Below are 20,090 nucleotides of genomic sequence, written 5' to 3'. Positions count from 1 at the left end.
CAGTCTGGATTGCTTCGCTGCGCTCGCAATGACGGTGTTCGTGGGCCGGCGAGAGCCCAACTCACATCTTACGCAAACTCCAAAATCAGCGCGTCCACCGCGAGCGTCGCGCCGGCACTGGCGTGGATCTTCTTCACGGTGCCGTCCTGCTCGGCGCGCAGCACGTTCTGCATCTTCATGGCTTCGACCACGGCGAGCGTCTCGCCGGCCTTGACCTCCTGCCCCTCGCTCACCGCGATCGAGACCACGAGGCCCGGCATCGGACAGAGCAGCTTCTTGCCGGTGTCGGAGGCCGCCGTCACCGGCATCAGCCGGGCAGAGGTCGCTTCCGTCTCGGTCCAGACATAGACCGGCACCTCGACGCCCTGATGCGCGAGGCGGATGCCGTTCGCAATCGGCCGCGCCTGCACCGCGACGAAGTGCCCATCGATGGTGCCCTGCCAGACCGGATCGCCCGGCTTCCACGGCGACTGCAACAGATGCGCATTGCCGACCTTGCCCTCGGCATCGACGAAGCGGATCGCGATGGCGTCGCCCTCACGTCCGACCTCGAGCTGGATTTCCTGGCGGTCGAGCCAGACCGCGCGGCGGCGTTCGCGCTGCACGACGCGGCCGCCCATCTGCCCCGAGATCTGCCGCTTGCGCTCGCCGAGCACGTGATCGATGGCAGCACCGACGGCGGCGATCCTCCGGGCGACCTCGCCCTCGGGCACGCGCACCGCAAAACCCTTGGGGAACTCTTCGGCGATGAAGCCGGTCGAGAGCCGACCCTCGCGCCAGCGCGGATGATGCATCAGCGCCGACAGGAACGGGATGTTGTGCCTGATACCGTCGACATAGAACGAGTCGAGCGCAGTCGCCTGGGCCTCGATAGCGGCCGCGCGCGACGGCGCGTGGGTGACGAGCTTTGCGATCATCGGATCGTAATGGATCGAGATCTCGCCGCCCTCCTGCACGCCGGTGTCGTTGCGCACGGTGATGCCGTCCTTGCTGGCTTCCGCCGGCGGACGATACTTCACGAGACGCCCGATCGAGGGCAGGAAGTTGCGGAACGGATCCTCAGCATAGAGGCGCGATTCCACGGCCCAGCCGGTGAGCGTGACGTCCTTCTGCGCGATGGCGAGCTTCTCGCCGGCGGCAACGCGGATCATTTGTTCGACGAGGTCGATGCCGGTGACGAGCTCGGTGACGGGATGCTCGACCTGGAGGCGCGTGTTCATCTCCAGGAAGTAGAAGCTCTTGTCCTGGCCGGCGACGAATTCGACGGTGCCGGCGGAATCATAGTTCACGGCCTTGGCTAGCGCGACCGCCTGCTCGCCCATCTTGCGGCGGGTCGCTTCGTCGAGCAGCGGCGACGGCGCCTCCTCGATAACCTTCTGGTTGCGGCGCTGGATCGAGCATTCGCGCTCGCCGAGATAGATCACGTTGCCGTGCTTGTCGCCCAGCACCTGGATCTCGATGTGGCGGGGATCGACGATGAATTTCTCGACGAAGACGCGGTCGTCGCCGAACGAAGCCTTGGCTTCGGCCTTGGCAAGGTTGAAGCCTTCGGCGACCTCGGCCTTCGAATGCGCGATGCGCATGCCCTTGCCGCCGCCGCCGGCGGAGGCCTTGATCATCACTGGATAGCCGATCTCGTCGGCGATGCGGACCGCGTGCTTGTCGTCCTCGATGACGCCGAGATGGCCGGGCACGGTCGAGACTTTTGCTTTTGCGGCGGCCTTCTTGGACTCGATCTTGTCGCCCATCGCGGCGATCGCGCCGGGGTTCGGGCCGATGAAGACGATGCCGGCGGCTTCCAGCGCGCGCGGAAACGCCTCGCGCTCGGACAGGAAGCCGTAGCCGGGATGCACGGCCTCGGCGCCCGTCTTGCGGCAGGCCTCGACGATCTTCTCGATCACCAGATAGCTCTCGGCCGCGGCCGGCGGGCCGATCAGCACCGCCTCATCGGCCATCTCGACATGGAGGGCATCGCGGTCGGCCTCGGAATAGACCGCAACCGTTTGAATTCCCATCTTGCGGGCAGTCTTGATGACCCGGCAGGCGATTTCGCCGCGATTGGCGATCAGAATGCGTTTGAACATGCTTTTCTTGAGTCTCGACCTTGGGCGGGACCCTTCCCCGGCCGTTGGGGCCTATGGGACGGGCCGTGTGGCTCCCGTGGTACATCAAAATGGGCCGGAGGCAACGGTCTAAATCCGGGCCGCTCTGGCGTACCAGCGCAAGACCGAAACAGCCGCGAGGGAGCCCTTGGGACGGCCTACGCCTTCCGCGCCTTGGCCACGTCCCGGACCAGGCCGTGAATGAAGCCCAGTTTGCCGACCACCGCCGGCGATAGGATGAAGGGGTAGAGGTCGCGCAGGCCCATGGCCCGGTTGACGCTGTTCATGGCGAAGGTGAAGGGCAGCCATGCGTCGATGAGCGCCTGGACGTCCCTGGCCTCGTAGGGGTTGAAACGGATGCGCGCAGTCAGCTCCCCGTCGCGATCCACCTTGGGGCGCACCTCCATGCCGAACTCGGAGGCCATCTCCAGGGTGTCGACGATGTGGAGATAGTGCGCCCAGGTCTCGGCGAAGTCTTCCCAGGGGTGCGTCGTGGCATAGGCCGAGACGTAATTCTGCTGCCAGTCAGCCGGGGCGCCTTCAGCGTAATGGCGCTGCAAGGCCTGGCCGTAATCGGCTGAATCGTCGCCGAACACCGCGCGGCATTCGTCGAGCTTGCCGCCGCCCTGAACCAGCACGTCCCAGAAATAATGCCCGACCTCGTGGCGGAAATGCCCAAGCAGCGTCCGGTAAGGCTCGCCCATCTCCAACCGGCGCCGCTCGCGCTCGATGTCGTCAGCCTCGGTCAGCGCGATCGTGATCAGGCCGTTGTCATGGCCGGTCATGATCTTTTGTCCGCTGTTCGGATCGTCGGCGAGGAAGTTGAAGATCAGGCCGTGCACCGCATTGTCCTGACGGTTCTGGAGCGGCAGCTTCCAGCGGATCAGGGAATAGAACAGCCGGTGCTTTGCCACCTCCAGCTCACGCCAGCGGGCGAGCTGCGCGGGGTCCGACAGGTCCGGCACCATGCCGTTGTGGCGGCAGGCACGGCAATAGCCGTTGCCGTCGCCGGTGTCCGTCAGCCAGTTGCAGGCGTCGTAGTCGGCATTGCGGCACAGCAGCCGCCCCCTGCCCTTGTCGGCCAGCGTCGTCCAGGTCCCGCTTTGAGCCTCGTCGTCGGGCTCGAGCGCCGACATCGTCTCCTTCTCCGGGAGGAAGGCGACGCGGTGACCGCAACGCCCGCAGGCGCGGTTCTCGAAATAGAGGACGTTGCCACAGGACTGACAGACAAAGAGCTTCAAGATTTAGCCTCTTCGAAAAGGGAGTTTTATGAATGAGAGTTGTGGCGCCTCGCGAAGACGCGTCCGCAGGCGCATCGTTCCAATATCAGGAACAAAATGCCAGACCGGGCGTTGGTTGACCGCATTTTTCCCGCGTTCTGGCTGGCCGCGGGTCCTTCCAGACAGTCTATTTCCTCTAAGCAATGGCCATCGCGCTCCGTCTGTGTGAATATCGGTCCGGCACGTGCGCACCCGCATGACAACGGCCGACGCCTTGAACGATCCTTTGCCCGAGACCATCGCCGCCGAAAGGCTGCGCCAGCACCTCGAAGACGTCGCGCGCGAGCGCGACAACGCCTATCGCGCCCTCCAGGAGCGAGAGGCCGAGCTCGCGCGCATCCAGCGCATCGGCAAGGTCGGCGGCGTCGAGGTCGACTTCCGCGAGGGCTTCAAGAACCGCCGCTCGCCGGAATATCTGATGATCCACGGCCTGCCGCCGGAGGCCATCGACGAGTCGCACGAGGACTGGGTCAACCGTATCCATCCTGATGACCGCGACGCGGCGGTGAACCACTTCTTCGAGGCGCTTTCCGGGACCAGCGAAGATTACACGGCCGAATACCGCATCATCCGCCCGAGCGACGGCGAGACCCGCTGGATCCGGGTCGTCGCCAAGTTCGAGCGCGACAAGGACGGCCGCGCCATCCGCCTCGTCGGCGCCCACATCGACATCACCGACCAGATGCTCGCGCGCGAGACGCTGCGCGAGAGCGAGGAGCGCTTCCGGCTGATCGCCGACAGCGCGCCGGTGCCGATCTGGGTCACCAAGCTCGATCGCAAGCGCTCCTTCGCCAACCAGGCCTATGTCGACTTCGTCGGCCTGCCCTACGACCAGGCGATCGATTTCGACTGGCGCAAGGTGCTGCATCCGGACGACCTTCCGCATGTGCTGCAGCAATCGGTGCAAGGCGAAGCCTCGCTGAAACCCTTCGTGCTGGAAGCGCGCTACAGGAACGCCAGCGGCGAATGGCGCTGGCTGCGCTCGGAATCGCAGCCGCGCTGGGACCCGACCGGCAAGCATATCGGCTTCATCGGCGTCGCCCACGACATCACGGTCGCCAAGCAGGCCGAGATCGAGCTCCGGCGGCTCAACGAGACGCTGGAGGAGCGGATCGCCGAGCGCACCGCCGAGCTCGAGTCCAACGAGGCCCGGCTGCGCGCGATCCTGGAGACCAGCAACCAGTATCAGGGCCTGGTCGATCTCAGCGGCGAACTGCTCTACGCCAACAAGACCGCACTCGACGGCATCAACGCCGCGGCGCGGGATGTCATCGGCAAGCCGTTCTGGGATACGCCGTGGTTCACGGGAACCCCCGGCATGAGCGATGTCGCGCGCGACGCCTTCAGGACCGTCCTGAAGGGCGAAGCGGTGCGGCTGGAGATGCGGCTGCGCCTGCCGATCGGCGAACGCGATTTCGATTTCGGCATGCGCCCCGTGCTCGACCGCCACGGCAACATCACCGGCGCGGTGCCCGAGGCCGTCGACATCACCGAGCGCCGCCTCGGCGAGGAGGCGTTGCGGCAGTCGCAGAAGATGGAAGCGATCGGCCAGCTCACCGGCGGCGTCGCGCACGATTTCAACAACCTGCTCACCATCATCCGTTCGGCGACCGACTTCCTGCGCCGGCGCGAGCTGCCGGAAGAGCGGCGCCGCCGCTATGTCGACGCCATCTCCGACACCGTCGAGCGCGCCTCAAAGCTGACGGCGCAGCTCCTGGCCTTCGCGCGCCGGCAGCCGCTGAAGCCACAAATTTTCAATGTCGGCAGCCAGGTCGAGGGCGTGGCACAACTGGTCCGGCCGCTGGTCGGCGGCCGCATCGAGATCAGCGTCGAGATCCAGGACACGGATTGCTTCACTGTCGCCGACGTCGCACAGTTCGAGACCGCGTTGATCAACCTCGCCATCAACGCCCGCGACGCGATGGAGGGCGAAGGCCGCCTCACCATCGCGGTCTGCAAGGTCCAGGGGATTCCGAGCCTGCGCGCGCAGTCGGCACGTGGCGGCGACTATGTCGCGATCTCGGTCAAGGATACCGGCAGCGGCATCGCGCTGGAACATCTCGATTCCATTTTCGAACCGTTCTTCACCACCAAGGAGGTCGGCAAGGGCACCGGCCTCGGTCTCAGCCAGGCGTTCGGCTTCGCAAAGCAGTCCGAGGGCGACATCGCGGTGACGAGCACGCAGGGCGAAGGCGCGACCTTCACCATCTACCTGCCGCAGGCTCAAAGCCCCACCACCGAGAAGGATGCGGCGGCGCTGACCAGCGAGGCTGCGACCACCGGGCGCGGCTACCGCGTGCTCGTGGTCGAGGACAATGACGATGTCGGCCAGTTCTCGACCGAGCTCTTGGAAGACCTCGGCTATGTCGTCCGCCGCGTCGCCAACGCCAACGCGGCGCTCGCGATCCTCGGCGAGAACGAATTCGCCGTCGACCTCGTCTTCTCCGACGTGATCATGCCCGGCATGAACGGCGTCGAGCTCGCCGGAATCATCCGCGAGCGCTATCCGGGCCTGCCCGTCGTGCTCACCTCGGGCTACAGCAACGTGCTCGCCGAAAACGCCCATCGCGGATTCGAGCTGATCCAGAAGCCCTATTCGGTCGAATCGCTCTCGCGCATCCTGCGCAAGGCGATCACGGAGAAGCTGTCGGTGGCGCGGTGATTGTTATAGCTGCGCGAAGCTGGCCACAAACTCCGTCATTGCGAGCGCAGCGAAGCAATCCAGACTGCCTCCGCGGAAAGACTCTGGATTGCTTCGCTGCGCTCGCGATGACGGCGCTGATGCGCCGTCAAAACAACGGATATCGATAACATGAACCCCGCCCTCCTCTCCGCCTGGCAGACCTGGGCGCTGCTGTCGGCCTGCTTTGCGGCGCTGACCGCGATCTTCGCCAAGGTCGGCGTCGAGAACATCAATCCGGACCTTGCCACCTTCATCCGCACCATCGTGGTGCTGCTCGCCTTCTCGGTTCTGCTGTTCTTCACCGGGCAATTCGTCGTACCCTCGACGGTCTCCTCAAAAACCTGGCTGTTCCTGGTTTTGTCGGGACTGGCGACCGGCGCTTCATGGCTCTGCTATTTTCGCGCACTCAAGCTCGGGCCTGCCACGCTGGTCGCGCCGATCGACAAGCTCAGCGTCGTGCTGGTCGCCCTGTTCGCGTTCGCCTTTCTCGGCGAGCGTCCAACGGCCCAGGGCTGGCTCGGCATCGCGATGATCGGCGCCGGCGCGGTGTTGTTGGCTGTGAAGTTCTGAAGCGATGCAAAAATGCCGCGACGTCCGTTTCTGCCCGGACGTTTCCGCTCCTCGATCGAGACACCGATGTCGAGCCAGGACCCCGATCTAACGAGGCGAGCCGGCCGCGCTCTGGATGCGGCCAATTTCTTCCTTGCCGACGTCCGCGACGGGCTCGGCCCCTATCTTGCCGTCTATCTCCTCACCGAGCAGCATTGGGACGAGGCGCGCATCGGCCTCGTGATGTCGATCGCGACGATCGCCGGCATCGTGGCGCAGACGCCCGCCGGAGCGCTGGTCGACGCGACGCGAGCGAAGCGAGCCGTGATGGTTGTCGCCGCCATCATGGTGACAGCAGCCTCGCTGTCATTGCCTTTGTTTCCGGCGTTCCTGCCGGTCGCGATCTCGCAAGGAGTAGCACAGGCTGCCGCCGTGATCTTTCCTCCGGCGATTGCGGCCGTCTCGCTCGGCATCTTCGGCCACGCCGCCTTTACCCGGCGGATTGGCCGTAACGAGACCTTCAATCACGCCGGCAACGCGGTCGCAGCGACACTTGCAGGGCTCTCCGCCTATTGGTTCGGACCGACCGTCGTGTTCTACCTGCTCGGCACCATGGCGATCGCAAGCCTCGTCAGCATTGTCGCCATCCCCGAACAGGCCATCGACCACGACCTCGCCCGCGGGCTGCACGATGCCGACGGCGACAGCGCGCGCGAGCAACCCTCGGGCCTCGCCGTGCTGCTGACCTGCCGCCCCCTGCTCGTGTTCGCGATCTGCTTCGTGCTCTTCCATCTCTCCAACGCAGCCATGCTGCCGCTGGTCGGGCAGAAGCTCGCACTCCAGGACAAGAACATGGGCACCAGCCTGATGTCGGCCTGCATCGTCGCGGCGCAATTGGTCATGGTACCGTTCGCGATGCTGGTCGGCGCGAGGGCCGACCGGTGGGGACACAAGCGCTTCTTCCTCGCGGCACTCCTGATCCTGCCTGTTCGCGGAGCGCTCTACACGCTCTCCGACAATCCGTTCTGGCTGGTCGGCGTGCAGTTCCTCGACGGCGTCGGCGCCGGCATCTTCGGCGCCATCTTCCCCGTCATCGTCGCCGACCTCATGCGCAAAACCGGGCGCTTCAACGTCGCGCAAGGCGCGGTCATCACCGCTCAGGGCATCGGAGCTGCGCTGTCGACAGCGCTCGCCGGCTTCGTCGTGGTCGGCGCGGGCTACAGCGCGGCCTTCATCACGCTCGGTCTGGTCGCGGCGATCGGCGCCGTCATCTGCCTTCTCGCCTTGCCCGAGACGCGGCATGGCGCCTTGCAGCCGAAGGGGAAGACAGCGCCGCCGACATCGGATATCGCTGCCGAATGAACCCGTTCCACATTGAGGACTGACCGTGCCGTCTGACGCCATCTGGGCCTGGAGCATCATTGTGCTTGCGACCGCAGGCGTCATTATCCGCCCGTTCCGCCTGCCCGAGGCGATCTGGGCGGTCATCGGCGCCGGTGCCCTCGTGCTGCTCGGTTTGCTTCCGTGGCAGGATGCGCTTGTCGGCATCGAGAAAGGCCTCGACGTCTATCTCTTCCTGATCGGCATGATGCTGATCGCCGAGCTGGCCCGGCTCGAGGGCCTGTTCGACTATCTCGCCGCGCTCGCGGTCGAATATGCAGGCGGCTCGCCGCAGCGGCTGTTCCTGCTGATCTATCTCGTCGGCACGCTGGTCACCGTGCTGCTCTCGAACGACGCCACCGCGATCGTGCTGACGCCGGCCGTCTATGCCGCGACGCGCGCGGCCGGCGCCAAACCGCTGCCTTATCTCTTCATCTGCGCCTTCATTGCCAATGCCGCAAGCTTCGTGCTGCCTATCTCCAATCCCGCCAATCTCGTCGTGTTCGGCGCGCGCATGCCGCACCTCACGGAATGGCTGCGCCTGTTCGCCCTGCCCTCGGCGGCCTCGATCCTGCTCACCTATGTCGTGCTGCGCCTGACCCAGCACCGCGCGCTCAAGGAAGAAACCATCGCCCGCAGCGTGCCGCATCCAAAGCTCGGCCGCGGCGGCAAGCTGACGGCCGTGGGCATCATCGCGATCGGCGTTGTGCTGGTCACGGCCTCCGCGCTCGACAAGCAACTGGGCCTGCCGACCTTCATCTGCGGGGTGGCGACAGCCGCGATCGTGCTGCTGCTGAGCCGGCAATCACCGCTGCCTGTGCTGCGGGGCGTGTCCTGGAGCGTGCTGCCGCTGGTCGGCGGGCTCTTCGTCATGGTGGAAACGCTGGTCAAGACCGGCGTAATCGGGCAGCTCAGCGCGCTGCTGCACCAGGCGGTCGCGCAATCGGTGCCGAAGGCCGCCTGGAGCGTCGGCATCGCGACCGCGATCGGCACCAATATCGCCAACAATCTTCCGGTCGGCCTTATCGCCGGCTCGGTCGCTGCCAGCGATCATCTGCCCGCGCCGGTCGTCAGCGCGATCCTGATCGGCGTCGATCTCGGACCGAACATGTCGGTGACGGGATCGCTCGCCACCATCCTCTGGCTGGTTGCGCTCCGGCGGGAGAAGATCGAGCTCAGTGCCTGGCCGTTCCTCAAGCTCGGTATGCTGGTGACGCCGCCCGCTCTGATCGCGGCGCTGGCGGCGGCGATCAGGTAGCGGCAGAGAATTCACTGCGATTGTTTGCGGTGCCTCAGCCCGTAGCGGGCGAGGCCCGATCGCGGCCATCAGGCCGCGACCGGGCAATTTGTCAGTCGTTCTCGTAGCCGTAGACTTCCGGCAGGATGAAGATCGCGGCGAGCAATCCGATCAGCGGGAAGATCGCGACCATCAACGTGGCATTCGCCTGCCCGATCGCGGCGAACACCGTCGGGAACAGGAAGATCGCCAGGAACGACGGCAGCTTCACGAACATGTAGGCGAAGCCGCTGGCAGTGCCGCGATATTTCGGCTTGGCGACCATGGTCGGGATCGTCATGCAGTTCGAGGCGTCCCAATAGTGGCCCCACAACATGGCGGCGGCCGCGAACGGCAGCAGGATCTTGTTGTCGGTGTAGAGCGCGAAGGCCGCGACCAGCAGCGAGGCCAGCACGATCGAGAAGCCGGCGATCGAGATGCCGCGGTGGCCGATCTTCGGCGTCAGCAGCGGACCGACCCAGCCCGACAATGCGGCGAACGAGAACAGCGCCATCGTCACCAGATTGATGCCGAGCACGCTCGACACGCCGACCATCACGAACAGCACCGGCAGGTAGAAGGCGAAGGTCGAGAACTCGCTCGCCTGGGTGAAACAAGCGATCCAGCCGTAGACCGTGGCGCGCCAGCGGATCGGATCCTTCTTGAGATCGGCGAGGAACGCGCGGGTCGAGACCTTCGGCACCTCGACGTCATGGTCCGGCAGCATGTCGAGATTGTCATTGAACATCTCGCGCGCCACCCGCTTGGCCTCGCGATAGCGCCCCTTCTGCACCAGCCACACCGCCGTCTCCGGCACGTCGTGACGCATGAGAAGGATGATGAGCGCTGGCACCGCGCCGAGGCCGAGCGTCACGCGCCACAGCATCTCGTGCTGCATGTCGATCAGCAGGAAGATCACGATGACGCCGATGGTCATGACTTCGCCGACGGCGAACATGAACTGCCAGCGGTTGCCCATGACCTCGCGCTCACCCTTGGCCATGGATTCCATGATGTAGGTGTAGCCGGTCGAGATATCCGAGCCGAGCGGGATGCCGAGCAGGAAGCGGATCACGACGAGCCAGCCGACGCTGGGCACGAAGGCCTGCGCCAGCGCCAGCACGATGAACAGCACCATCGTCACCAGGAACATGACGCGGCGGCCGATCTTGTCGGACAGCCAGCCGCCGAGCAGCGCGCCGATCAGGGCGCCGCCCTGCGTGCCCGCCGCGGCAAGGCCGAGCATCAGCGGATCCGGATTGTACTGCTCCTTGATGAAGATCAGCACGAAGGCGATCGAGTAGAGATCCCAGGCCTCGACCAGGATCGAGGCCATCATCAGCCAGCCGACCTTGTTGCCCTTTGGACTGTAGTTCGTGATGAGGTAGCGGACCGCGGCTTCGCTCGCGGTCGGTTGTGGCATGGCCATTGTCTGCATGTTTGGTCCTCTCTTCAAAATTCTCTACGCGCCGAGCAGCGGCTCGATGCTGCAATCGAGCAGGCGCGGGTCGATCCCCGCCTCCATCCCTGCGAACATCTCGCCCATGTAATCGATCAGCGCATCGCTGGCCTTCACGGCCTCCTCGACGCGGCGGCTGGCGACTGCACTGAGAATGGCGAGATGATGATCGATCGTGCCGGACAGATCGGCCTGCCCCGGCATGAAGCGGTGATGGATGTAGCCGATGCGGCGATACAGCGTGTGCAGCGGCCGCAGCGTGTGGACCAGGAACGGCTCGCCGGCCGCCTCCAGCACCAGCGCGTCGATGCGGCGGTCGATGCTGTTGAACTCGTCGAGTGTCAAAGTGGCGCGACGTTCGCGCAGCAAACGCTCAATGTGCAGCGCCTGATTGCGGTGGGACAAGCTGGCGCGATCCGCCGCGAGGCGAATGACAAAACGCTCCATGTCGCGGCGGAGGCCAAGCAGCATGCGCTCGCGCGCGAGATCGATCGGCGCGATGTGCAGGCCATGACGCGGACGGATGATGATGAGCGTATCGGCGGAGAGACGATTGACGGCGTGATGCACCGGCGTGCGGCCGAAACCGGTGATCTGCTGCAATTCCAGCATCGTCATGAACTGTCCGGGCTTCAGCTCGCAATGAACGAGCAGCTCCTCGATCTTCTGATAAGCGAGCTCGAAGAAGTTGAGACGGTTGCGCCGGGAGGGCCTGCCCTCGCCGTCGTCGTGTCTCACCACCTCGAGCGCGCGCTTGCGCCGTGCCATGTCGTGCTCTCCCGTCAGCCCGCGCTCTCGTTGCTGGGTGGCGCCTTGTTTGTGGCACCCTTAAAACATGTTGTGATATATTACAAGCAGGCGTAAGACTTCGACGCGATCTGCAACATGCTGCAGTGCGAAATGAGACGCCGGGCGCGAGGCGCCTTTCGATGGGAGGAGAGTTGCCGTGAAGATCACGTCGATCGAGACACTGCGTACCGAGGAATTTTCCAACGTCATCTGGGTGCGCATCCACACCGACACGGGACTGATCGGTCTCGGCGAGACCTTTTACGGCGCCGGCGCGGTCGAGGCGCAGATCCACGACACCTTTGCCGGCCGCCTGCTCGGCCGCAATCCGCTGCACATCGAAGCGATCCATCGCGACATGCTGAACCTGCCGATGGCGCAGTCCTCGACCGGCGTCGAATATCGCGCGGCCTCGGCGATCGACATCGCGCTGTGGGACTTGTTCGGCAAGGTCTGCAATCAGCCGGTGCACCAGATGCTCGGCGGCCTCTGCCGCGACAAACAGCGCATCTACAACACCTGCGCCGGCACGCAGTATGTTCGCTCGACCAATATCAGCCCGGTCGCGAACTGGAATCTCGGCGCCTCCAAGGGCCCCTATGAGGACCTCGACGGCTTCATGAATCACGCCGACGCGCTGGCCGAAAGCCTTTTGGAGAGCGGCATCTCGGCCATGAAGATCTGGCCGTTCGATCCGGCGGCGCAGGAGAACAAGGGCCTCTACATCACCGCCGCGCAGATGAAGCAGGCAATCGAGCCGTTCGAGAAGATCCGGAAAGCCGTCGGCGACAAGATGGAGATCATGGTTGAGCTCCACTCGCTGTGGAACCTGCCGACCGCCAAGCAGATCGCGCGCGCGCTCGAGCCCTACAAGCCGACCTGGTATGAAGACCCGATCCGGATGAACTCGCCGCAGGCGCTGGCCGAATATGCCCGCTCCACCGACGTCTGGGTCTGCGCCAGCGAGACGCTGGGCTCGCGCTTCCCGTACAAGGACATGCTCGACCGCGACGCCATGCATGTGGTGATGGCGGACCTGTGCTGGACCGGCGGCCTCACCGAGGGCCGCAAGATCGCGGCGATGGCCGAGACCTATCACCGTCCCTTCGCACCGCATGACTGCATCGGCCCGATCGGCTTCATCGCCGCCATCCACATGTCGTTCAGCCAGCCCAACACCTTGATCCAGGAATCGGTGCGCGCTTTCTACAAGGGCTGGTACAATGAGCTCGTCACCACGATGCCCGTGATCAAGGACGGCTATGTCTTCCCGATGGAAGGCCCCGGCCTCGGCGTCGACCTCCTGCCTGCTGTCTTCGAGCGCACCGATCTCACCGTGCGCCGCTCCAACGTCTGAGGATTTCCTAGGATGAGCACCTCCCTCTTCGATCTCTCCGGCCGCACCGCCCTCGTGACCGGCTCCTCCCGCGGACTCGGCCGCGCCATTGCCGAGGGCATGGCCAAGGCCGGCGCCAAAATCATCATCAACGGCGTCGATCCCAAGCGCGTCGAGCAGGCCGTCGCCGAGTTTCGCGCCGCCGGCCATCAGGCCGAGGGTGCTGCGTTCAACGTCACTGACGAGCAGGCGATCGTTGCCGCCTTCGAGCGTTTCGACCGCGAAGGCCTCGCGGTCGACATCCTCGTCAACAATGCCGGCATCCAGCACCGCAAGCCGCTGGCGGAGTTCACCACCGACGAATGGCGCAAGGTGATCGAGACCGATCTCACCAGCGCCTTCGTGATCGGCCGCGAGGCCGGCAAGCGCATGATCCCGCGCAAGCACGGCAAGATCATCAATATCGGCTCGCTCGGCAGCGAGCTCGCACGTCCCACCATCGCGCCCTACACCGCCGCCAAGGGCGGCATCAAGAACCTGACCCGCTCGATGGCGGTGGAATGGGCCCAGCACGGGATCCAGGCCAATGCCATCGGCCCCGGCTACATGCTCACCGACATGAACGAGGCGCTGGTCAATAACCCCGACTTCAACAACTGGCTGATGGGCCGCATCCCCTCCAAGCGCTGGGGCAAGCCGGACGAGCTCGTGGGCGCGGCGATCTTCCTCGCCTCGGATGCGTCCACCTATGTCAACGGCCAGATCATCTATGTCGATGGCGGCATGATCGCCGCGATGTGACCGCCAAGACAACGAAGGAGCAAGCCATGCGCGCCGTCGTCATTCACGCCCCGAAGGACCTGCGGATCGACACCTACCCCGATCCGACGCCCGGCCCGGGCGAGGTCCGCGTCAAGATCGCCAATGGCGGCATCTGCGGCTCCGACCTGCACTACTACCATCACGGCGGCTTCGGCGTCGTGCGCATCCAGCAGCCGATGGCGCTGGGTCACGAGATCGCCGGCGTCGTCGCCGCGGTCGGCGACGGCGTCGCCAGCGTGAAGGCTGGCACCCGCGTTGCGGTCAATCCGAGCAAGCCGTGCGGGGCGTGCCTGCACTGCCAGGAGGGCATGCGCAACCAGTGCCTCGACATGCGCTTCCTCGGCAGCGCGATGCGCTTTCCCCATGTGCAGGGCGGCTTTCGCGAGTTCATCACGGTCGATGCGACGCAGGCCGTGCCGATCGCGGACAAGCTCTCGCTGGCGGAGGCCGCGGTCGCCGAGCCGCTCGCGGTGTGCCTGCATGCCGGCAAGCAGGCCGGCCCCCTGCTCGGCAAGCGCGTGCTGATCACCGGCTGCGGCCCGATCGGCGCGCTGATGATTCTTGTGTCGCGCTTCGGCGGTGCATCCGAGATCGTGGTGACGGATGTGGCCGACGCGCCGCTCGCGGTCGCAAAGAAGCTCGGCGCCACGCATGCGATCAACGTCGCGGCCCATGCCAGCGCGCTCGATCCGTGGCGCGCCGGCAAGGGCGTGTTCGACACGCTGTTCGAGGCTTCCGGCAATCAGGCGGCGCTCCGCACCGCGCTCGACGTGCTCAGGCCCGGTGCCACGCTGGTGCAGCTCGGCCTCGGCGGCGAGATGACGCTGCCGATCAATTCGATCGTCGCCAAGGAGCTGCAGCTGCGCGGCACCTTCCGCTTCGATCCCGAGTTCGAGCTGGCGGTGCGGCTGATGGGCGAAGGCCTGATCGACGTGAAACCGCTGATCACGGCGACCATGCCGTTCGAGAACGCGGTCGCCGCCTTCGAGCTCGCCAGCGACCGTTCGCAGTCGATGAAGGTGCAGCTGACCTTTTAGGGTTTCGCCTGGCTCTCGATCAGCCGGTCGCTGACCAGCCGCACGGCGCCCCGTTTCCAGGAATAGTCTGCGCCCATGCGCAGGCCGCTGTCGCCGCGCGCCAGCACTGCACCGGTCCTGGAATCGCGGAGCTGGAAGCCCAGCGTGTATTCGGTGCGGCTGACCCGCCGCACCACGCCGATCAGCGACTGGTCGGCGCCGAGCTTTTGCGCAATCGCCGCCTCGCAGCCGCCACAGTCGCGCAGGGCGGGCACCTTCGCCGCCTCACCGCTGACATCGACGATGCGGTAACGGCCGGACTGGCTGAGCGACTCGCGCACGCCAGCGGTGACTTCTGCCAGATACGACGCATCCGACGCGGCCGAGGCGCCGACTGTTGCGGCGGTCGTGTCCTCGAGCTCGAATTCGAACACCGCCAGCGCGACCGGCGCAGGCGTAGCGAGCGCGGCCATCACCTCGCGGGAGACAAACATCTCGGCGCGCTCCCAGGATTCATCATTGTCGCCGCGGAAGGTGTAGAGCTTGTCCATCACGAGCTTCTTGGCGCCGACATCGATCACGGCGACCTTGGCCCATTGCACCAGCGTGCTGGTCTTCTGGATGCCGCCGATCACCTTGAACGCCGCCCCGTCCTGGGCCGATGCCGCGAGCCGGTAACGACCGTCCGCACTGACATCCCGCCTGAGCGCGGCCATGAACGCCGACAGCCGCCGCTCATGGGCCGCGGTCTGGTTCGCCGGCTCGGCCGACGTGTCGGTATAGCTGAAATCGTCCATGGCAACGCCGATGGCCTCGGCACCTGCCGGCGCGTGAGAGAGGACGAACAGGAGAATGGCAGCGAGAATCAACCGGGAGCGGTGCATGAACGCCTCGTGGGATGGAACGGCCCGCAAATCTGGACGGCTGGCTTGAGACCACGCAGCCGTGACTGTCCCGACGAACGCCGGGAAAATTTCACGACATTGCACTGCGGTACGGCGGGAACGCTTCCCGCCGCCTGCGTTCTGCCGTTTAATACGGAGCGACAATTCCGTTCGCACCAGGTGCCTGCCGATGTGGAACCGCCCGAGGTTCGATCTGAAGGTTCGTCTGACGCTGCGCGTGGCCGCCATATCGGCCGCCTGCTTCGCCGCGATCTCCGCCTATTTCCTTGTCACGGCTGACCGCGCGGCGCATGCGCGCAGCGACAGCATTGCCGCCATCGTGGCAAAATCACTGGAGCTGCAGCAAGGCAAGGTCCAGTGGGTGGCGAACCCGCGCTCGGACTTTCCAAACCTTGATCCCGTCGCGGCCTACGTGATGACGCCCGGTCTCTGCCTGGCATTCCGTGGCCCCGGCGGCGACATGCTCCAGCGCTTCTGCAGCGGCGCGCCTGCCCCGGCGAACCCGCCGCCGCAGGCCTTCGCCGCGTTCTATCGCAGCCTGTTCAACCCCGGCCGCGAGGCGGCTCGGCCCGTGATCGTGCGCGGCACCAAGCTCGGCGAGACCGTGGTCTCGGTCGATCCGGCGGTGCAGACGGCGGAGGCCTGGCATGAGGCCGGCCGCCTGATGCTCGCGCTCGCGATCGCATTGCCGCTGCTCTGCGTGCTGGTGTACGCGGCGCTGGCGCGCGCGCTGCGGCCCACCCGCATGATCCGCACCGGCCTCGAACGCATCGCCGCCAATGACCTCACGACGCGGCTGCCGCCCTTCGACCTCGCCGAGCTCTCCGCCATCCGCGACGTCTTCAACCATCTCGCCCAAAGCCTCGACACCGCGCTTGCCGAGCGCAGCGAGCTGACGCGGAAGCTGATCGCACTCCAGGACGAGGAGCGCCGCCATCTCGCCCGCGAGTTGCACGACGAGTTCGGTCAGTCGCTGGCCGCCATCCGCGCGCTGGCCTCCTCGGCCCGCCAGACCGCCGCGCAGGAGTGCCCGTCCCTGCTGTCCGAATGCGACGGCATTTCGCGGACCGCAACCGGCATGATGGAGACGCTGCGCGGTGCGCTGTTCCGGCTGCGGCCGCCCGACGTCGAGGAGCTCGGGCTCGTCGCCAGCCTCGAAGGGCTGGTCGCCGGCTGGAACGGGCGCAGCCGCGGCGAGACGCGGTTTTCGATCCGTTTCGACGGCGCTTTCGAGACCCTGCCGGCCGCCGTCAGCGCCAACCTCTATCGCATCGTGCAGGAGGCCCTCACCAATGCCGCCAAGCACGCCGGCGCCACGAAAGTGAGCCTGGAATTGACGATGCGGCCCGACGAGATCGCGCTTGCGATCGACGATGACGGACGGTCGAACGAGCCCGCCGCGAAATCGGGCATGGGCCTCCTCGGCATGCGCGAGCGCGTCGCGGCGCTGCGCGGCCGGCTGAGCTTCGAGGCCGGACCGAACGGCGGCTCCGCGCTGCGTGTCGTCATTCCGCTAGAAGCCGCCGATCGGCAGTTATTGGATCACGCGGCATGAGCGCGGGCGATGCCACCATCCTGCTGGTCGACGACCATTCCGTGGTGCGCGAGGGCTATCGCTCGGTGCTCCAGAAGCAGCCGGGCCTGCGCGTCGTCGCAGAAGCCTCCGACGGCGCGGAGGCCTACCGGCTGTACAAGTCCGAGGCGCCCGATCTCGTCATCATGGATCTGAGCATGCCCGGCATCGGCGGCATCGAAGCCGTGAGGCGCATCCGGCAGCGGGACAAGGGCGCAAAGATCCTGGTGTTCACCATGCACCAGAATGCGGGCTTTGCCGTGCAGGCGATCCGCGCCGGCGCGCGGGGCTACGTCACCAAGACCAGCCCGCCCGAGACGCTGGTGCGCGCGGTGATGGATGTACTCGCCGGCAGGATCGCCATCAGCCCCGACATCGACCACGAGCTCGCGCTGAGCCGGCTCGCCGGCGAGAGCTCGGCGGCCGACGTGCTGACGCCGCGCGAGTTCGAGGTGCTGCGGCTGCTGCTGGCCGAGAGGACGACGGACGAGATCGCCGAGACGCTGCATGTCAGCCCGAAGACGGTGGCGAACCTGCATTCCCTGATCAAGGACAAGCTCGGCGTCGGCTCCGACATCGAGCTGGTCCGCCTGGCGCTGCGCCAGGGACTGCTGACGCAGGTCGATCTCGGCGAGGCCTGAAGCGTTCAGGCGAGATAGCGCGTCAGATAGCCTTCCATCGCATAGAGCGCGCAGAGCGCGAGGCTCGACCACACCGCGGCGCTGAAATACAGGAACATCCAGGTCAGCTCGCCCTTCCAGTGCGCGATGTCGTGTGTCACCACCCAGCGCGTCGAGACGTCATGCAGGCCTTCGAGGAAACCGAGAAATCTGTTTCCCTCGGCGTGCCCTGCCCGCCAGCGGCTGAGATACATCGGCACGTCCACGGTGACGAGGAAGGCGAGGAAGCAGGCTATGCCGACGATGCCGGCCATCAGCGCCCAGCGCACAGGCCCCTGGAATTCCGGCATCAGGCGGCACAGCGCGATGCCGGCGAGGAAGAAGGTCACCGCCCACAGCGAGTTCTCGATCGCGTTGTAGAGGAAGTTGGTCGTCACCACCGCGTACCAGGAGAAGCACTCGGCGATGATGATGATGGGCACGATCACGAGCGCGATGTTCACGGCGGTTTCCGCGCCGGTCATTTGACCCAGCTGATGGAGGATGATCGCCCATTGCGCGACGAAGCAGAGTTCGGCCACGGTCGCGACCGTCCGGCCGACGAAGATGCTCGATAGCCAGGTATCGAACAGGCAGATGCGCTGCACGTCGGCGCGCGGCAGCACCGAGCGGAAGGCGCAGCCGAACACATAGCCGGCGCAGAGCAGGAACATCAGCCCGATGTCGGAGCCGCCACTGATGCTGCCCGCGACCGTCGGGTAGAACTCGCGATACAGCATGAACCAGACGAGAATGTTGGCGCTGCTCACAAGCGTCAGCGACCCCCACCACCACGCGAGGGGATTTGACCGCGCCTGCCACTTCAACATGAATCGCTCCGCCGTAATCGATATTTCATTCAGCGGTAGCAATTCTGTCATAAATCGGCAGCACGGCGCGACAGAAATCGATGTCATGATACTGTCATAATAGCGCTGCGCGCTGTCATATTCGCGGAAGGCTGCTGAAAGTTTCGCGACGGAAAGCGCCCGTCCGAATCATGAGTATGAATCACGACGACTCTTTCGGCATCGCACATATGTCCCGCTGATGCGGACGACGAAGCGAGCGCTCGGCGCTACTCAATCATCTTGATCTCCTTCCAGCGTTCGCCGCTCTGCATGGACGTGAGAATTTGGCGACCACTTGGAGCGTCGACGGAGTCGCAGCAACGACAACCTCTTTGCCCAAGGCGAGGAGATCATGACGTTTCATGGATAGCCCCAAGAAACATCGGCAATCCAAGGCCGCAGAACGACGCTCCTTAATTGCGATGAGCGTAGAAGCCGCGCTGTCCACATATCGGACAGAATTAGAAATATGCTATATTTATTCGACAATATTGGTTTGTTCGTCCATAAGAAGCCTATGGCCCAAACTATTCGGTCCAAATCGCCCCAAGCTTCCTCGTCCGCCGCCGCGGTGCTGGCGTCGCGCGGCGACGATGCCGCGTTCGCGACGACACTCGCAAAGGGCCTCGTGGTGCTCGAAGCCTTCAAGGCCGGGACGACGTTGCTCGGCAACATGGAGCTGTCGATTCTGACGGGGATTCCGCGACCGACGGTGGCGCGGCTGACGCATACGCTCGCCGAGCTTGGCTATCTCCGCTACGATGCCGATCGCGCCAAATATCGCGTCGGCGCGCGCACACTTCGCATGGCGCATCCGCTGCTCGCCGATATGCAGTTCCGCCAAGTCGCGCGACCCATGATGCAGGAGCTTGCGCAGAGCGTGCGCGGCACCGTCTCCATCGGCCTGCTGGATGCGACCTCCATGATCTATGTCGAGACCGCGCGCTCCGGCGACGTCGGCCCGCACGTTCCCGACATCGGCATGCCCATTCCCGTGGTCATGACGGCGATGGGCCGCGCCGCGGCTGCAACCTTGCCGCAGACAGATGCCGCACTCCTCGAAGAGCGCCTCGCAAGCGAGGACGCCGAACTCTGGTCAGCCTTCCGCGAAAAATACCGCGCCGGTCTTGTGCAATGCGCGAGCCGTGGCTTCTGCGTCTGCTGGGGCGAATACATGGCCTCGATCCACGCCGTCGCGGCGCCGCTGTTTCACGCGAGCGAAACCAGGCAGTCGTTCTCGATCAATTGCGGCATCCCCGCATTCCGGCTCCAGCCGGGCCAGCTGGAGGGCGAGGTCGGCCCGCGCATCGCGGCACTCGCCGATAGCATCCGCGCCATCGTCGGCACGGCAAGGCCGGCGGCCGAGACAAAACAAAACAAGAAGAGGGCCAGGAGATGAACAAGAACACT

At 65.4% G+C, this 20,090-nt stretch carries 16 protein-coding genes; 10 read left to right on the top strand and 6 right to left on the bottom strand.

Annotation, left to right across the window (positions count from 1 at the left end; translation table 11 throughout):
- Positions 1 to 68: 68 nt before the first annotated feature.
- Both N2603_RS18900 and N2603_RS18895 read right to left on the bottom strand, forming a co-directional pair.
- Positions 69 to 2,084: an acetyl-CoA carboxylase biotin carboxylase subunit gene (locus tag N2603_RS18900; RefSeq protein ID WP_018647359.1), complete on the bottom strand. Its 2,016-nt coding sequence runs from the start codon at positions 2,082 to 2,084 to the stop codon at positions 69 to 71.
- 176 nt (positions 2,085 to 2,260) lie between these two features.
- Positions 2,261 to 3,343 carry a zinc-binding metallopeptidase family protein gene (locus N2603_RS18895; protein ID WP_260389934.1) on the bottom strand — a complete coding sequence of 361 codons (1,083 nt, stop codon included), beginning with the start codon at positions 3,341 to 3,343 and terminating at the stop codon, positions 2,261 to 2,263.
- A 223-nt stretch (positions 3,344 to 3,566) separates the two neighbouring features.
- On the opposite strand from N2603_RS18895, the gene N2603_RS18890 reads away from it, so the two are divergent.
- The 4 genes from N2603_RS18890 to N2603_RS18875 all read left to right on the top strand — a co-directional run bounded on the left by N2603_RS18890 (position 3,567) and on the right by N2603_RS18875 (position 9,252).
- Complete coding sequence (locus N2603_RS18890; RefSeq protein WP_260389933.1) at positions 3,567 to 6,044, top strand: hybrid sensor histidine kinase/response regulator; 2,478 nt, start codon at positions 3,567 to 3,569, stop codon at positions 6,042 to 6,044.
- A 150-nt stretch (positions 6,045 to 6,194) separates the two neighbouring features.
- Entirely contained in the window at positions 6,195 to 6,635 is a 441-nt protein-coding gene (locus tag N2603_RS18885) for an EamA family transporter (protein WP_260389932.1), read from the top strand.
- A gap of 66 nt (positions 6,636 to 6,701) precedes the next feature.
- Positions 6,702 to 7,976: an MFS transporter gene (locus N2603_RS18880; RefSeq protein ID WP_260424219.1), complete on the top strand. Its 1,275-nt coding sequence runs from the start codon at positions 6,702 to 6,704 to the stop codon at positions 7,974 to 7,976.
- Positions 7,977 to 8,001: 25 nt separating this feature from the next.
- Complete coding sequence (locus N2603_RS18875; protein ID WP_260389931.1) at positions 8,002 to 9,252, top strand: arsenic transporter; 1,251 nt, start codon at positions 8,002 to 8,004, stop codon at positions 9,250 to 9,252.
- A gap of 91 nt (positions 9,253 to 9,343) precedes the next feature.
- Here N2603_RS18875 and N2603_RS18870 read toward each other — a convergent pair whose 3' ends face one another.
- Both N2603_RS18870 and N2603_RS18865 read right to left on the bottom strand, forming a co-directional pair.
- Positions 9,344 to 10,708 carry an MFS transporter gene (locus N2603_RS18870; RefSeq protein WP_018647353.1) on the bottom strand — a complete coding sequence of 455 codons (1,365 nt, stop codon included), beginning with the start codon at positions 10,706 to 10,708 and terminating at the stop codon, positions 9,344 to 9,346.
- A gap of 24 nt (positions 10,709 to 10,732) precedes the next feature.
- Positions 10,733 to 11,497, bottom strand: a complete 765-nt coding sequence (locus tag N2603_RS18865) for a GntR family transcriptional regulator (RefSeq protein WP_018647352.1) — start codon at positions 11,495 to 11,497, stop codon at positions 10,733 to 10,735.
- Positions 11,498 to 11,675: 178 nt separating this feature from the next.
- Between N2603_RS18865 and N2603_RS18860 the strand changes: the two genes are divergently transcribed.
- From N2603_RS18860 to N2603_RS18850, 3 genes are read left to right on the top strand one after another with little or no spacing between them, the layout of a single operon-like run.
- A complete protein-coding gene (locus tag N2603_RS18860; RefSeq protein ID WP_025036888.1) occupies positions 11,676 to 12,875 on the top strand; it encodes a mandelate racemase/muconate lactonizing enzyme family protein in 1,200 nt (399 codons plus the stop codon).
- Between the two features lie 12 nt (positions 12,876 to 12,887).
- Entirely contained in the window at positions 12,888 to 13,655 is a 768-nt protein-coding gene (locus N2603_RS18855) for an SDR family oxidoreductase (protein ID WP_260389930.1), read from the top strand.
- Positions 13,656 to 13,681: 26 nt separating this feature from the next.
- On the top strand, positions 13,682 to 14,713 hold the full coding sequence (locus N2603_RS18850) for an L-idonate 5-dehydrogenase (protein WP_260389929.1): 1,032 nt from the start codon (positions 13,682 to 13,684) through the stop codon (positions 14,711 to 14,713).
- On the opposite strand, the gene N2603_RS18845 is transcribed toward N2603_RS18850, so the two are convergent.
- Positions 14,710 to 15,576: a DUF3280 domain-containing protein gene (locus N2603_RS18845; protein ID WP_260389928.1), complete on the bottom strand. Its 867-nt coding sequence runs from the start codon at positions 15,574 to 15,576 to the stop codon at positions 14,710 to 14,712. The two genes, N2603_RS18850 and N2603_RS18845, sit on opposite strands and share 4 nt — an antisense overlap.
- 190 nt (positions 15,577 to 15,766) lie before the next feature.
- Between N2603_RS18845 and N2603_RS18840 the strand changes: the two genes are divergently transcribed.
- Both N2603_RS18840 and N2603_RS18835 read left to right on the top strand, forming a co-directional pair.
- Positions 15,767 to 17,152 (top strand): HAMP domain-containing sensor histidine kinase, encoded by a 1,386-nt coding sequence (locus N2603_RS18840; RefSeq protein ID WP_260389927.1) that lies wholly within the window; start codon positions 15,767 to 15,769, stop codon positions 17,150 to 17,152.
- Entirely contained in the window at positions 17,149 to 17,811 is a 663-nt protein-coding gene (locus N2603_RS18835) for a response regulator (RefSeq protein WP_018647346.1), read from the top strand. The genes N2603_RS18840 and N2603_RS18835 overlap by 4 nt, the downstream gene beginning before the upstream one ends.
- A gap of 5 nt (positions 17,812 to 17,816) precedes the next feature.
- Here N2603_RS18835 and N2603_RS18830 read toward each other — a convergent pair whose 3' ends face one another.
- Positions 17,817 to 18,659 (bottom strand): hypothetical protein, encoded by an 843-nt coding sequence (locus N2603_RS18830; protein WP_260389926.1) that lies wholly within the window; start codon positions 18,657 to 18,659, stop codon positions 17,817 to 17,819.
- Positions 18,660 to 19,197: 538 nt separating this feature from the next.
- On the opposite strand from N2603_RS18830, the gene N2603_RS18825 reads away from it, so the two are divergent.
- On the top strand, positions 19,198 to 20,079 hold the full coding sequence (locus tag N2603_RS18825; protein ID WP_260389925.1) for an IclR family transcriptional regulator: 882 nt from the start codon (positions 19,198 to 19,200) through the stop codon (positions 20,077 to 20,079).
- The last annotated feature ends 11 nt before the right edge of the window (positions 20,080 to 20,090 follow it).

Source organism: Bradyrhizobium huanghuaihaiense (assembly GCF_025200885.1).
GTDB lineage: Bacteria > Pseudomonadota > Alphaproteobacteria > Rhizobiales > Xanthobacteraceae > Bradyrhizobium > Bradyrhizobium huanghuaihaiense.
Note: the sequence above shows the minus strand (reverse complement) of the source record. Positions and strands in the feature narration are given on the sequence as shown.

What these genes read in the sequence shown, in the direction of transcription:
- N2603_RS18900 (WP_018647359.1), bottom strand. Translation starts at nt 2,084, where the DNA reads ATGTTCAAACGCATTCTGATCGCCAATCGCGGCGAAATCGCCTGCCGG.
- N2603_RS18885 (WP_260389932.1), top strand. Translation starts at nt 6,195, where the DNA reads ATGAACCCCGCCCTCCTCTCCGCCTGGCAGACCTGGGCGCTGCTGTCG.
- N2603_RS18880 (WP_260424219.1), top strand. Translation starts at nt 6,702, where the DNA reads ATGTCGAGCCAGGACCCCGATCTAACGAGGCGAGCCGGCCGCGCTCTG.
- N2603_RS18870 (WP_018647353.1), bottom strand. Translation starts at nt 10,708, where the DNA reads ATGCAGACAATGGCCATGCCACAACCGACCGCGAGCGAAGCCGCGGTC.
- N2603_RS18865 (WP_018647352.1), bottom strand. Translation starts at nt 11,497, where the DNA reads ATGGCACGGCGCAAGCGCGCGCTCGAGGTGGTGAGACACGACGACGGC.
- N2603_RS18855 (WP_260389930.1), top strand. Translation starts at nt 12,888, where the DNA reads ATGAGCACCTCCCTCTTCGATCTCTCCGGCCGCACCGCCCTCGTGACC.
- N2603_RS18850 (WP_260389929.1), top strand. Translation starts at nt 13,682, where the DNA reads ATGCGCGCCGTCGTCATTCACGCCCCGAAGGACCTGCGGATCGACACC.
- N2603_RS18845 (WP_260389928.1), bottom strand. Translation starts at nt 15,576, where the DNA reads ATGCACCGCTCCCGGTTGATTCTCGCTGCCATTCTCCTGTTCGTCCTC.
- N2603_RS18840 (WP_260389927.1), top strand. Translation starts at nt 15,767, where the DNA reads ATGTGGAACCGCCCGAGGTTCGATCTGAAGGTTCGTCTGACGCTGCGC.
- N2603_RS18835 (WP_018647346.1), top strand. Translation starts at nt 17,149, where the DNA reads ATGAGCGCGGGCGATGCCACCATCCTGCTGGTCGACGACCATTCCGTG.
- N2603_RS18830 (WP_260389926.1), bottom strand. Translation starts at nt 18,659, where the DNA reads ATGTTGAAGTGGCAGGCGCGGTCAAATCCCCTCGCGTGGTGGTGGGGG.
- N2603_RS18825 (WP_260389925.1), top strand. Translation starts at nt 19,198, where the DNA reads ATGGCCCAAACTATTCGGTCCAAATCGCCCCAAGCTTCCTCGTCCGCC.